The sequence below is a fragment of the Xanthomarina sp. F2636L genome, assembly GCF_026410195.1.
Classification (GTDB): Bacteria; Bacteroidota; Bacteroidia; order Flavobacteriales; family Flavobacteriaceae; genus Xanthomarina.
Genome location: NZ_JAPMLM010000048.1, coordinates 1 through 497, shown reverse-complemented (window position 1 = coordinate 497; position 497 = coordinate 1). Strand labels below are relative to the sequence as shown.

Genomic DNA, 497 nt, shown 5'->3' with positions numbered 1-497 from the left:
GGTAACTATTGTTGGAACTCCTCCTGTAGATTCACTATCAGATTATTCAGGTTGTTCTAGTTACACCTTACCTGCTTTAACAAACGGAACCTATTATACTGGAACTAATGGAACGGGAACGCAGCTAAATACTGGAGACGTTATTTCAACCACGCAAACCATTTATATTTATAATGAAATTGGAACAGCACCAAACATCTGTTTTAACGAAAGTAGTTTTACTGTTACAATCTCTGGAACACCACCAGTAGATACGATAGCCAATCAAACAGTTTGTACAGATTATACTCTTCCAGCATTAACAGATGGAACCTATTTTACAGGAACTAACGGAACCGGAACGCAGCTAAATACTGGAGACGTTATTTCAACCACGCAAACCATTTATATTTATAATGAAATTGGAACAGCACCAAATATCTGTTCTAACGAAAGTAGTTTTACGGTAACTATTGTTGGAACTCCTCCTGTAGATTCACTATCAGATTATTCAGGTT

General features: G+C 36.8%; 1 pseudogene. It reads left to right on the top strand.

From position 1 onward, the window contains the following. Positions 1–497: pseudogene (locus tag OS191_RS00225) on the top strand (T9SS type B sorting domain-containing protein); the annotation flags it as partial.